Annotated in this window: 12 protein-coding genes; 9 read left to right on the top strand and 3 right to left on the bottom strand. The window is 57.0% G+C overall.

The genetic code is table 11. The features are described from left to right. Positions 1-22: 22 nt before the first annotated feature. The 4 genes from Pla52o_RS09090 to Pla52o_RS09075 all read left to right on the top strand — a co-directional run bounded on the left by Pla52o_RS09090 (position 23) and on the right by Pla52o_RS09075 (position 4,207). Positions 23-1,330, top strand: a complete 1,308-nt coding sequence (locus tag Pla52o_RS09090; RefSeq protein ID WP_146594299.1) for a hypothetical protein — start codon at positions 23-25, stop codon at positions 1,328-1,330. A 74-nt stretch (positions 1,331-1,404) separates the two neighbouring features. Next, entirely contained in the window at positions 1,405-1,773 is a 369-nt protein-coding gene (locus Pla52o_RS09085) for a VOC family protein (protein ID WP_146594298.1), read from the top strand. A 257-nt stretch (positions 1,774-2,030) separates the two neighbouring features. Beyond that, positions 2,031-3,338 (top strand): glutamate-1-semialdehyde 2,1-aminomutase, encoded by a 1,308-nt coding sequence (gene hemL, locus Pla52o_RS09080; protein WP_146594297.1) that lies wholly within the window; start codon positions 2,031-2,033, stop codon positions 3,336-3,338. 125 nt (positions 3,339-3,463) lie between these two features. Next, a complete protein-coding gene (locus tag Pla52o_RS09075) occupies positions 3,464-4,207 on the top strand; it encodes a sulfite exporter TauE/SafE family protein (RefSeq protein ID WP_146594296.1) in 744 nt (247 codons plus the stop codon). A 115-nt stretch (positions 4,208-4,322) separates the two neighbouring features. Here Pla52o_RS09075 and fliM read toward each other — a convergent pair whose 3' ends face one another. The 3 genes from fliM to Pla52o_RS09060 all read right to left on the bottom strand — a co-directional run bounded on the left by fliM (position 4,323) and on the right by Pla52o_RS09060 (position 7,445). Continuing rightward, positions 4,323-5,408: a flagellar motor switch protein FliM gene (gene fliM / locus Pla52o_RS09070; protein WP_146594295.1), complete on the bottom strand. Its 1,086-nt coding sequence runs from the start codon at positions 5,406-5,408 to the stop codon at positions 4,323-4,325. Positions 5,409-5,589: 181 nt separating this feature from the next. Beyond that, on the bottom strand, positions 5,590-6,867 hold the full coding sequence (locus Pla52o_RS09065) for a glutamate-5-semialdehyde dehydrogenase (protein ID WP_146594294.1): 1,278 nt from the start codon (positions 6,865-6,867) through the stop codon (positions 5,590-5,592). A gap of 131 nt (positions 6,868-6,998) precedes the next feature. After that, a complete protein-coding gene (locus tag Pla52o_RS09060) occupies positions 6,999-7,445 on the bottom strand; it encodes a VanZ family protein (protein WP_231612210.1) in 447 nt (148 codons plus the stop codon). Positions 7,446-7,596: 151 nt separating this feature from the next. Between Pla52o_RS09060 and Pla52o_RS09055 the strand changes: the two genes are divergently transcribed. From Pla52o_RS09055 to Pla52o_RS09035, 5 genes are all read left to right on the top strand, one after another. Next, on the top strand, positions 7,597-8,490 hold the full coding sequence (locus Pla52o_RS09055) for a family 16 glycoside hydrolase (RefSeq protein WP_146594293.1): 894 nt from the start codon (positions 7,597-7,599) through the stop codon (positions 8,488-8,490). Between the two features lie 11 nt (positions 8,491-8,501). After that, positions 8,502-8,990 carry a tRNA adenosine(34) deaminase TadA gene (gene tadA / locus Pla52o_RS09050; protein ID WP_146594643.1) on the top strand — a complete coding sequence of 163 codons (489 nt, stop codon included), beginning with the start codon at positions 8,502-8,504 and terminating at the stop codon, positions 8,988-8,990. A 573-nt stretch (positions 8,991-9,563) separates the two neighbouring features. Further along, on the top strand, positions 9,564-10,769 hold the full coding sequence (locus tag Pla52o_RS09045) for a hypothetical protein (RefSeq protein ID WP_231612209.1): 1,206 nt from the start codon (positions 9,564-9,566) through the stop codon (positions 10,767-10,769). 194 nt (positions 10,770-10,963) lie between these two features. Next, positions 10,964-11,530, top strand: a complete 567-nt coding sequence (locus Pla52o_RS09040; RefSeq protein ID WP_146594291.1) for a hypothetical protein — start codon at positions 10,964-10,966, stop codon at positions 11,528-11,530. 168 nt (positions 11,531-11,698) lie between these two features. Continuing rightward, positions 11,699-13,174, top strand: a complete 1,476-nt coding sequence (locus tag Pla52o_RS09035; RefSeq protein WP_146594290.1) for an efflux RND transporter periplasmic adaptor subunit — start codon at positions 11,699-11,701, stop codon at positions 13,172-13,174.

Raw genomic sequence — 13,174 nt, 5'->3', positions numbered from 1 at the left:
GCGGCATCGGTCGATCGGAGCAATGTTGATCCTGCTGCTGCTGAGCGGTTGTGCGGCACCGCTGCGCAAGATCGATGTCGCTCGCGATGCGTTCGCCACTGGCGATTTAGACAAGTCGCACACGACGTTCTCGGAACTTGCCCAATCTCGCCGTCGTTTCGGCGATGCCGCCGCGCTCGATTTGGCGATGGTCGAATTGGCTCGCGGAGATGCGGCGGCGGCCGAAGCTCGGCTGCGGAAGCTGCGTGACCAATTTGACGCGTTGCCCAAAGTGGCACCGCTTCATGAGACCGCAGCCATCATCACCGATGACACCGCACGCGCGTACCAGCCGGCGGGCTACGAACAGGTGATGATTCGCGCGATGTTGGCGGTTTGCTCATTGGCGACGGGCGGCGAGGACGCCGAAAGCTATGCGATTCAAGCGGCGATGCGGCAAAACGAATTGGCCGACGAGGCCGGCAAGCGAGGCTTGGCATCGGCCAGTGAAACGTATCAACCGATTGCCTTGGCTCCCTATTTGCGAGGCGTGTTGCGAGAGGCCACGCATCACGATTACGACGACGCGGTTCGCGCGTATGAACTAGTCACCTCGGTCGAGCCCAATTTTGCACCCGCTCATGCCGACGTGGTTCGCGCCAGCGTGGGAGCGCACAGCGCCCCAGGTCATGGGGTGTTGTATGTGATTGCATGTGTCGGGCGTGGGCCCGTGCTGGAGCAGGTCGATGCACCCACGACAAGTTCCGCCATGCAAATCGCGTCCGCGGTGATCAATGTCCAAGCCAACGAAAAAGGGGGCGAATCGAGAGCGATGGCGCTGCCCAACATCGCGACGGTAAAGGTCCCTCAGGTGATGATTCCGCCATCCAATGCGGTCGCGGTTGGAGTGCGCTCAGGTGGGGTAGGCATCGGCGTCACGCAAACCTTGACGGACGTTGCCGAATTGGCCAAGCGTCAGGTCGCTGCGGAGATGCCGTGGACGATCGCGCGGGCGGTCATTCGTCGTGCGACCAAAGAAACCACGGTCGCCATGACAGGGAATCAGTTGGGTTTGAGCGGAGCGGCTGGATCGCTCTTCCAATTCGCTGTGGCCTCGGCGTGGGGCAGCGTCGAGAACGCCGACACGCGTTGTTGGGGGCTGCTTCCACGTGAAATTCAAGTGTTGCGGGTCGAGTTGCCCGTCGGCGATCACGAAATTTCGCTCCACTCCTTGGGCATGCGTGGAGAGCCCATGGGGATGGGGGTGACAAAGCAGGTGACCATGGTCGATGGTCACAATGAATACATGATTGTGATCGCGCCCGATCAAATGATTTACCGAGTGAACTGATTGCGATACAGTAAGCGGGGGGCAAACCGGTTCGTCTTCTGAAGATCGTTGTCCCTTTGCCAAGGATTCCCAGCATGCGAGTTATTGAGCTTAATCATATCGCCATCCACGTTGCGGACGTCCAAGAAAGCATTGCGTTCTACCGCGATGCGATGCGTTTGCCCCAACTCGATCGGCCTGCGTTTGATTTTCCGGGCGCTTGGTTTCAGCTCGGTGAGCGCCAAGAACTTCATTTGATTGGGGATCGACGCACCCCGGTTCATTCGCATCATCGGGGAGGCCACTTTGCACTTCAGGTGGACTCCTTGGACGAATGGGAAACGCAGTTAGACAAGTTCGAAGCAACGCGAATGCCGCGCCAAACTCGCCCCGATGGAGCCTTGCAAACGTTTGTGCAGGATCCCGATGGTCACTGGATCGAGTTGTGTAGCTTGCCCCATTAGCACTCGGCTATCCTCGTCGTTAATCTTTCCGTCGCCCCGCCCTCCGCCCCCCCTCTCGCTCAACTTCTTCCTGGGGCTGCTCTCCTAGGGCACACCGCGGTTGAGCGCGAGCGTGGTGTTGCGATGGGGTGCTTCGTCTAGCGAAAGCATGACTTTCGACACCCCGGCTAAAGCCAATGGCGATTTTCAGGTAATCTACGGGGATTGTCTCCCTACAGGTCTCGTTTTCATTCCCCCATTTCCCCCTCCGCTTTGCCGTGACATCAAAAACGATTGATCATTCGATTGGTCCCAAAAGTCTTGCCGCGTTCGATCGTGCTCGTGCGCTGATTCCTGGAGGGGTGAACAGCCCGGCGCGTGCGTTTGGAGCGGTCGGCGGTTCGCCGTTGTTCATCGATCGTGCCCAAGGGCCGTACATTTTCGACATCGATGGGCGTCAATTTCTCGATTTCATCGGATCGTGGGGGCCGATGATTCTAGGCCATGCGTGCCCCGAAGTGGTCGAAGCGGTCGTCCGCGCGGTCGGGCGGGGAAGTAGTTACGGGGCGCCGACCGAAGCGGAATCCGAGCTCGCCGAGCAGATCATCGACGCCGTCCCCTCAATCGAGCGGGTGCGTTTGGTCAACAGCGGCACCGAGGCGACGATGAGTGCGATTCGTGTCGCTCGCGGGGCGACGGGACGCGACAAAGTGATCAAGTTTTCGGGCAACTATCACGGCCATGTCGATAGTTTATTGGTGGCCGCAGGCAGCGCGGCGGCCACGCTTGGTGTTCCCGATTCGCCGGGCGTGACGGCCGGTGCGGGCGGCGATACCATCGTGCTTCCCTACAACGATCCGCAAGCGTTGGCCGATGCGTTTGCCAAGCACGACCAAAAGATTGCCGCAGTGATTCTGGAGCCGGTCGTGGGCAACATGGGGTTGGTGATTCCAACCTCGGAGTTTTTAAATTCGCTACGGTCCTTGACCGAGCAAGCTGGCACCATCTTGATTTTTGATGAAGTCATGACCGGCTTTCGTTTGGCCTATGGTGGGGCGCAAGAGCGATTCGGAGTCACCCCGGACATGACCACGCTGGGCAAAATCGTCGGCGGCGGCATGCCGCTGGCGGCCTACGGAGGTCGTGCCGAGATCATGGATCAAGTCTTGCCTGCGGGTAAGGTCTTCCAAGCCGGCACGCTTAGCGGAAATCCCGTCGCGGTGGCAGCCGGCAGCACCACGCTGAAGATTTTGAAACAAGACTCGCCTTACGAGTCGTTGGACCGCCTGGGCGACCGACTCGCCGAAGGGCTTGCTGCCGCGGCGGCCGATGCCGGAGTGCCCCATCAAGTGCAACATGTCGGTAGCATGGTGACGTTGTTCTTTAACCCCGATCCGGTGATGAATTGGGCTGACGCCGACCGCTCGGATCGAGCCGCGTTTGGCAAATACTTTTGGGGCATGATTGGCGAAGGCATTTATATGCCGTGCAGCCAATTCGAATCTCTCTTTTTCAGTCGTACGCACACCGAAGCGATGATCGATCAAACCATCGATGCGGCGAAGAAGGTCTTGGCGTCGTTTTGAGCTCGGCTTGTGCCGGTGAGCGACACGGCGCGGGGCCGTCCGGCTGCAGTGGGTAAATTCGTTTGATAAACGCCGGATCGCTTGCGCCGAGCCGCTAACTCGAAAACGATCGCGATTGACAAAACATGGAATGGATCTGGTATTTGCTTTTGATGGTCGCGGGCTTTTTGGCGGGCATCATCAACACGATCGCTGGTGGCGGCTCGTTTCTAACGCTTCCGGCCCTGATGCTATTCGGCTTGGACCCCAAGCTTGCCAACGGAACCAACCGTGTCGCCATTCTCTTCTCTAGCGCTGCGGCGGTTGCCACGTTTCGGCGGCACGGGCATTTCAACCAACCGCTCGCCTTTCGCTTAGCCATTCCCACGCTGTTGGGAGTGCCTGTGGGCGCGTTGATGGCGATCTACTTGCCCAGCGATACGTTCAAGTCGCTCTTTGGAGTGATGTTCTTGGCGATGGCGGTGCTGTTATGCATGAACCCCAAGCGATTGACGCAGATCGATGCGCAGCCCGAAAACATCAGCTGGAAAATCCTGCCATTGTTTTTCGCCATCGGAATCTATGTTGGGTTTATCCAAGCCGGATTGGGGATCTTGTTGATGCTTGCGATGAGCTTGCTCCATACCGGCGACTTAGTCTCATCCAGCGCGATCAAAAACTGGATCGCCTTCATCGTCACGCTGACGGCCACATTGGTGTTCGTCAGTTACGGCTTGGTCCAGTGGTTGCCCGGACTTGTGATGGCCGTGGGCAATGTCTGTGGCGGCGTCGTGGGGGCCAAATTAGCGATCAAGAAAGGAAACCGATTTGTGTTCGTCTTCCTCGTCGTCGTGATGGTGGCGACCGGGGTCAAGTTGACCTTCTTTTAACGGCCGCTCTTCCAGTCTCGCGTTATTGAAAAGCGACATTGCCAACCGCATCGCAGCGGGGGTGAGTTATCGCAGCGGGGGGGAATCTCGTTGCGATCGGTCGACGCTCCACGCACTAGGCCGGTTCTTCATCCGGGGGCAAGCGTTTGGATTCCAGGATCGATTCGATGCGGACCGCTTTTTTACCTTTAAAAGCACCGGCTCGCGCGTTGAACTTGGGGACGTCTTGAATCGAGAGTTCGAGCGGGGCGCTGACCTCTTTCTCGGTCGTGATCACGTCGCCTACTGACAATTCGAGTAAATCTCTGGTTCGAATTTTCGACTTTGCTAATGTGACAACCACATCCACCGGGGCGCTTTCGATGTTGGTTGAGATGCGTTCGCGTGTCCTTTCGGTCGGCTTTCCTTTGCCGTAACCGACCCAACCGTTTCGTGATAATTGTGAGTTGAATCCCTCAATCGTATTAAAGGGAATGCACAGATTCATCATGCCGCGATTTTTGCCCAGCAAGACCTCGAATCCAACCAAGATGATGACTTCATTCGGGGGAACGATTTGCACCAATTGCGGATTGCTTTCCATCCGGTCGATCTCGAGATCCAGCCCGACGATGTTCTCCCAGGCGGCGGTCAATTGCGTCAGAAACAGGTCGACGATGCGGCGGATCAAGCGAGTTTCGATCTCGGTCAAAGGACGACGGATCGCCTCGCCCGGTTTGGGGTCTCCGCCCAACATGCGGTCGATGACCGCATACGACAGCGTCGGAGCGACATCGAGAATCCAGTGACCTTCGAGCGGGTTCGGCTTCAGCACGCTGAAGCAACTCGGGTTATCGAGACTGAAGACGAATTCGCTATACGTCAATTGATCAACGCTTTGCAATTTGACTTCGATCATCGTTCGCAGCAAACCGGACATCGACGCGCCGTAGTTGCGGGCCAGTGCCTCGTGCAACGAATGCATCGCCCGCATCTGGTCTTTGCCGACGCGTTCGGGACGTTTGAAGTCATACGACGTCACGCGCGTGCCGCTGGGCATCAACCCCGAAGCTTTTTGATGCGCCGTTTTGATGCCGCGAGACGACATCACGTCTCCATCGCTCGTTGCGGTATCGCTCGGTTTCGACGTGGGGGCGTCGGCCGATTCCATCGCCTTAAGCAAGCTTTCAACCTGGTTTTGGCTGAGCGATTCGTCTGACATTTCCGTTGTCCTTGTTGATTACGATCGTCGCGGAATTGCGTGCGGCGTTGAATTGCGATCGATCGCTGCTGGAGTGGGATCGGTGCATGCGTTGCCCAACTTCAAGATCTACGCCTTGGCGTTTCCCCGACGCAGCCCGGTCCGTCCTACGATGGCCGGTCGTCCCGCGTTGCTAGGTCGTCTAGGTCCGCACATGGCCATCGCCACGAACGATGTATTTGTAGGTGGTCAATTCACGCAGTCCACACGGCCCACGCGCATGGAATTTGTCAGTCGAAATGCCGATTTCGGCGCCGAGTCCAAAGACGCTGCCGTCGTTGAACCGCGTGCTGGCGTTGACCATCACCGCGGCGCTGTCGACCAGCGAGGTAAAGCGTTCGGCCGTGCGGAGGTCGTTGGTGACGATCGCGTCGGTGTGATGCGAACCATAGCGATTGATATGCTCGGCTGCGGCTTGGGGTGAGTCGACGATAGCGACACTGATCGTGGGGCCCAAGTACTCCGTTGACCAATCTTCGTCGGTAGCCGGGATGGCGTTTTCGATCCAGCGGATGGCACGCTGGTCCGCGCGAATTTCGATCCCACGCTCGCTCAAGCGTTGGGCGATTTTGGGCAGCGCCTCGGCTGCAATTGCTTCATGAACCAGCAGCGATTCGCAGGCGTTACAGACACCCATCCGTTGGCATTTTGCGTTTTCAATGATCTCAACGGCCATCGCGATGTCGGCGTGTTGGTCGACATAGACGTGGCAATTGCCATCGAAGTGTTTGATCACGGGCATCGTCGCTTCGGCAGCCACACGGCGGATCAAGCCTTCGCCACCACGCGGGATCGTCACATCGATCAGCTCGCCCAACGCTAAAAATTCGCCGACGGCTTGGCGATCGGTGGTCGAGACGAGCTGCACAGCGTTCTTCGGCACCCCGCACTGTTCCGCTGACTGAGACAACACGTTCACGATCGCTTGGCTGCTGTGGATCGCTTCCTTGCCCCCGCGAAGGATCACTGCGTTACCGCTTTTCACACAAATGCCCGCGGCATCGGCGGTCACGTTGGGGCGACTTTCGTAGATAAAGAAAACGACGCCCAGCGGGACGCGACGTTTTAAAATTTGTAATCCCCCAGGCCGTGTGTGTCCTTCGATCACTTCGCCGACGGGATCCGGCAACGCGGCGATTTCTTCAAGCCCGCTGGCGATCGAGGCAATCCGGTCGGGGTCGAGTCGGAGTCGATCGATCGCGGCGTCGCTCAGCCCATAGTCGGCTGCGGCTGCAAGATCTTTTTTATTTTCCGCAATGATCGCATCGCTCGCTGCGATCAGGGCGGCGGCGGCATGGCGTAGCCAAGTGTTTTTGACTTCTGCATCGAGCGACGCGAGTTCATAGGACGCAGCGCGAGCCGCTTCGGCCGTCTGCAGACAATATTGGGCGATTTCAGCGGTAGCGGCAGTCGTCGACATGTTAACCAGAGGGGTCCAAGCGGCATAAAACTAAGCAATTTCTAGGCTTTCATAGCCTGCGATTGATTGTCGACGATGCGGTGCGAGGGGTCAACGGCGAATTCGAATGTCGGAGCAGGAATCAGCGGCGCCTAAGTCAACGCGGTACGCGATTTCTTCCAAAGGGAAAAGACGCCACGAAGGGTTGCGTAAACCAAGATGGCGGTGCACAAACCAGCGGCGTCCGCGAGAAAATCGTACGGATCGGAATAACGCCCCTCGACGAAACTTTGCGTGTATTCGTCCAACGCCGCGTAAGTCATGCCGATCGCCGCAATTGAGCCAAAACGCTTGATCACGCGATCCGAGGTCGTCACGTAGCACATCAGCATCCCCAGTCCGCCATAGGCGAGAAAGTGCGCTAGTTTATCGTTGACCTTGGGGGGCTTCAGCGACTCCGCGGGCAGGTGGGTCAGCACAAAGATCAATAACCAATATCCCACCAACGCAAGCACCGCTAGACGAATGCCGAGAATGGTTTTTTTCGTAATTGACTGCATCGATCTCCCCGAGATGGGATAAGCTGGAGCAGACGACATCGTGACTCCGTTTTGTTTCTAAACAAGGTGGTTGGGCAAAGATCAACAGCTCGGTCCCCTCAGACTAACGGTATTCCGCCCCGCAGAGGGGGTTTTTGGTGTCCGTTTTTAATCCATTTCATCCGTAATCTTTTTCGGTAAGGAATCGACGGTGCTTTACAAGCTGCTTTACAAGTTTTCGGTGTTCACTTCCAAGCCCAGTTGTCGTGGCGTGGTCCTTGCGGCGATCGCGTTTTCAACCCTCGGTCTAGTGGGTTCCGATCCGGTTTCGGCTCAGCCCCCCACAGCCACCGCTTCGGAATCCGAGCCGAGCGTTGTGGAGCAAACGGGTAGCGAAAAAACGGGTAGCGAAAAATCGAAGACTGCGGATTCACAGAAAAAGCCCAACGCTCAACAAGACACCGCTCCAAAAAACAACGCCAAGAAAGCGGCGGAGGCCAAGCACATCCAGTGGAAGCCGATTGAAGGATCTTGGGTCGTTTGCCAATTTGGCGGTGACGGCTTAGTGGAAATCAAAGGGAATTCGGCAAAGCTAGCGTACGGCGACCCGTTGACCGGTATTCGCTGGGAAGGCGACGTGATCCGAGAAAACTACGAAGTGGCTCTCGAAGCGCAGCGTGTCGAAGGCTACGACTTCTTCTGCGGCCTAACCTTTCCGGTCGGTGAAGCAAACGTCAGCTTGATCTTGGGCGGTTGGGGAGGCGGCATCATGGGGATCAGCAGCATCGATGGTGAGGATGCGAGCCAGAATCCAACGACCCAGTTCCTCAATTTTGATAACGATAAATGGTATCGCGTCCGGGTCCGGGTGACGGACAAGGCGATCCAGTGTTGGTTAGATGACAAGAAAATGATCGACCAAGAGCGGCAGGGACATGAGTTTGGTATACGAGCCGAGATGGACCAATGCGAGCCCTTTGGCGTCGCCGCGTTTCAATGTGATGCGGAACTTCGTAACATGCGCGTGCGTCGCTTGACGCCCGCAGATTTTGCCGAGACCAAGCAGCCAGAAGCCACCGACCGTGAGGAAAAGGATTCCAAGTGAGTGATCGAGAAATGGAGTTGCCGTCCAATTTGTTGCTCGAGTCGGACTCGCATTGGATGGGCCGAGCACTTGAGTTGGCTTTTCAAGCGGTCGATGCGGATGAGGTGCCCGTCGGGGCGATTATCGTTCGCGATCATTCGATCATCGCTGCCGCGTCGAATCAACGTGAAAGCTTGAAAGACCCCACCGCTCATGCCGAAATGATTGCGATCACGCAAGCGGCAGCGGCGGTCGAAGATTGGCGGCTCGAGCAAACGACGCTGTATGTCACGCTGGAGCCCTGCATCATGTGTGCCGGGGCGATTTTGCAATCGCGGATTCCACGAGTCGTCTTTGGGGCGGCTGATCCCAAGGCGGGCGCGGTGGCCAGTCTGTATCACTTGCTCGAGGACACGCGCTTAAACCATCGATGTTTAGTCACCTCCGGCGTCATGGCAGATCGGTGCGGCAAGGTGCTAACCGACTTTTTTGCCAGCAAGCGGGCGATGGGCAAGAAGTAGTGGGTTTCGTATCCGCCTAGCCTATCGGGCCAGCCTATCCGATCGCGTCGGAATCGCTCGGAATTGCTCGACGGCCACGCTCCGAGTTGGGGGCGAGGTCGACCGGATCGCGGAAAGGGCTGAGTCGTTTGAGCTCAGGGGAAAAGTCGCTGCTGGCTGCGAGAGCCGCGACGCATGTTTTTGCTTCCGGCCACGGGCCGGAGAGGCGAATCCCGTAGGCTCCAGCCGCGAAATGGCAGCGGAACGACGGCGAATCGGCCGCGAAGGATGCTTTTTTTATCCCGATTCACATCGTGGAATCCCCGTTTTTCACGTGAAATCGCTGGCAAGGTGTTCCGGTTCTACAGATTCTCGGACTTTTGCTGTTTCTAATGCCAAACAAACTAAGCCTTGGCGATCGAGCCAGCCGATACTACCAGTACAACCTGATTTGTTCCTTCTGAACCGCATGACCCCACCTGGGGTTACTGTCGGTGACGGTGAGAGGATTTCAGAGGGGAACCGCCCCGATCATTCCCTTGGCGATGTGTCAATCGAGTGGGCGATGCGGCCATTAGGCATAGAGTGACGGATGTGTCACTTGACAAATCAAACTTCATGAAGATGGTGGAACACGCGATGTCGGTACGGAAGCTGACGGCAAGCCTGCTCACAACAATAGCGATGCTGGGCGCCATTGCTACAGGATATGCACAAGACCATGTGCCACCAGCGGACCCTTTGGCGTTCGATCCTGACTTTCAATGGTTTCGACCAGTCTATGATATGGACTTGGCCGATTTGAAGCCCAAGAAGCGAGCCAACACGGGTTGGTTTGCGACCTACGATCGCTTGGCACTGTACGCATCGCGGCCTGAGTTAGAAAAAATTCAAGACGCCGAAACCGAGATGGATCGGGGTTGGGGACATCGCTACGAAGTCGGCTACATGTTGCCCGACGTCGAACACGGTTGGATGTTCACCTACACCAATCTGGGCGGACCCGGTAAATACGATATCGTCGCTCGTGAACGGCTGATCCGATTTGGGGTCGTCGCCGACGCCGATGACGAAGAGGGGGACAGTGGTCCGCTGATCCCCAGTGATGGCAATACGCCCGGCTACGACCAACGGTTGTATTTCGTAGCAAATTCGCTCAACGCGATGGAATACGATAGCTTCGAATTGAACAAGACATGGCGTATGGAACCGTACCATTACGGTGGAATTCTTGAGCCGTTGGTTGGCTTCCGTTGGGCAAAGCTCGATGACTATGTCGTCAACCAAGACTATCGAACCACAGCCGACGGTACGGCTCTGCCCGATGTTTTTCTCGGTGACGACTACGAACAATTGACCACCGATTCGGCGACAACTAAAAACGATATCCTGGCTGCCCAGTTCGGTTTCCGTTATATCAAATTCCGCAATCGCTTTACCTACACCGCTGACTTCCGCGGTTTTGTCGGCGGCAGTCTGCAGTCGGCAATGACTCAGCGGCAAATCGATACCACCGTCGGGATCGACGAAACACCCGACTTCGTTACCACCTCCAGAACGCGTCCCTTGTTCGAGCGAAATGAGCAGTTCGTTATCGGATTCGATATTCGCGGCGAGCTAGCCTATCAACTCACTCGTGCCATCAAAATTCGAACAGGTTTCCAGGTCATCGACTTGGCGACCGGGATTTGGCGAGGAGGCCCCGTCGATCCAACCGGCACCAACCAAGAACGGGGCGGTTCCCAGGACCAAGACGTCGTGATGGTGGGTGGAACCTTCGGTATCGAACTGAATCGATAGCTCAAACGAAATCAACGAATTTCATTCCGCCGTAGCGTGCGAATTGCATGCTGCGGCGTTTTTTCGTTGGAATCTGCGGTGTCCCCGCACTCGCCTCCTCCCCCGAGTTGCGGTGGACTTGGCACGGGAGCGGCAATCGCGGCGGCGCAAAATGAATTGACGATCGGGTGGGGGCTAACTAGGATTGTGGAATCATGGCTCACCTTCCCGCCCCGGTCGACGTCCGCTCCAGCCGCTTGACGCTGCATTGCGTAGCGGGTCGCCGATCCATTAGCAGCCGCTGCTTGCGGATCGCGGCTTTGGTCTGGTTACTGCTCGCTCAATTTCCATTACCCGTCGCTCATTCTCACGAAGCGATGGGGGGTAACTCGCTGAATACCCATCTCGCACGCCACCACCAAGTCGGCGACTGCGTTCGGGACGTTCGGTTGCTCTCCGAGGGAGAGCAGAACGGTGGGGTGCATTGGCATTGGTTCATGCCCTGCGACTTTCCCGTCCCAACGGAGGATTCATCGGATCTTCCTCACTCGGCTGCCTTTTCTCCTTTAGGGATTTGGGGCAATCAAGGGGATTCAACCCTTGAGGATGACGTGGCTTGCCTGTGGGACGTGTTGCATTTGGACGCGAGGAATTGCTGGTTCGCGTTGGAGTTCCCCGTTTGCATTGCTCCCTCGTTGAGCGATTCAATGCCACGTCATTCGTTTACGCAAACCTATCTTGACGTGCCTCTCTGCACGCTCGTTTGCGTTTCGCGGACCTAGCGCGTTCCACGCTCGCTTGAAAAGCTGATCAGGACGGCTGCACGTACGTGCGCAAAACCTCGGTTCGCTTTTCGCGTTTGAACCCGCGAGCACACGCCCCTGAACGCCTCTCTTTTTCCCGCACACCGTCTTTGGATCGTTTCAAAGACACTTTGGCGAATACGAACCATGCACAAGAAATTACTTTACGCGCTCGGACTATGCGCTCTCGGTATTGGTGGCGCCCTGTTGTTCTGGCCTCGCTCAGACGAGCCGAGGATCGACTCCGCCGATCTCGGGCACGTCGAACTTGATTCGGCGAACTCATCCGCTCCGGAAATTCGCACGGTCAAATTGCCGCTCCCCAAACTCGCCTCCGCTGCGATCCAAGTTGAAACGGTCCAACGCCGGATGCTGCAATCGACTTGTACGTTGCCTGGACGACTGGACTATGACCAAAATCGCCACGTTTCGATCCATTCCGCCTGTGATGGAATTCTGACGGAAATCCTGGTTCAGCCTGGCAATCCGGTTCATCGGGGCCAAGTGGTTGCCCGCATCAGCAGTCCGGAGGTGGGGCAAGCCCGCAGCGAGATTCAATCGCGGTTGGCAAATTTACAGCTCGCTTTGAACGAACAAAAACGTCATTCGGAAATTTGCAGCGGCGTCGAAGAACTTGTCGCATTGATTCGCGGCGGAGAATCACCGGAACATCTTGTCGACGGAATGGCCGCCGAGACGTTGGGGGATTATGGTCGCACGTTGATCGAAGCGTATGCTCGAAAACGATCGGCAATTGCGATTGCCAACGGATCTCGCGAAGCCGCTGACGTCGGCGCGATTGCCGGACGGATCCAGACCGAACGCGAGCGAGAAAAGCAAACCGCCGACGCGGCGCTTACGTCGCGGATGGACCAGGCGTTGTTTGATGTCAGTCAAAAGTGCAAACAATCGACTGCCGCCGCGGAAGCCGCTCAACGCGAAGTCGATATTGCACTTCAGCGGCTCAACGCACTGCTGGGGCCCGCGGCTCCCGTGGTGACGCAAGCTTCGTTTCGCCAAGTCAAGAAAGATACGCTTTCGAACGTTGATCTAGTTTCTCCCATCGACGGGACGGTCGAAGAACGGTTGCTCACGACGACTGAGCGTGTCTCCGTAGGAGAACCCATTTTCACCATCGCGGATACGTCGCACTTATGGGCCGAAGCGGATATTCGGCAAAGTGATTGGAATGCGATCACCGTTGCGGTAGGAAAAGCCGTGGCCATTACCGCGCCTGCGATTGCCGACACGGTGTTCGAAGGCCAAGTGATCCTAGTGGGGCGTCGTGTGAATTTGGCCACGGGGGCGGCACCGTTGGTCGCCTCGGTCGCTACGTCTGACCCGCGTTTGCGACCGGGAATGTTCATTCGCATGACCGTCCCCACGTCGGAGTTGCGTGAAGTGATCGCGGTGCCAACCAAAGCGGTTGTGATGCACGAGAACCAAACGTTTGTGTTTATCGCGGACAGCGATTCCGAATTTTGTCGTGTGGACGTCGCGACCGGTGACCAGCAAAACGAGATGACCGAAATCACTTCGGGATTGACCGTCGGCGATCAGGTCGTGGTCGAAGGCGTTTTTAAGCTGAAGAGCGAAATTCTTCTTGCCGGTGAGGAGGAATAA

Source organism: Novipirellula galeiformis, from assembly GCF_007860095.1.
In the GTDB taxonomy this organism is placed as follows: Bacteria; Planctomycetota; Planctomycetia; order Pirellulales; family Pirellulaceae; genus Novipirellula; species Novipirellula galeiformis.
This window is presented reverse-complemented; position numbering and strand designations above follow the sequence as displayed.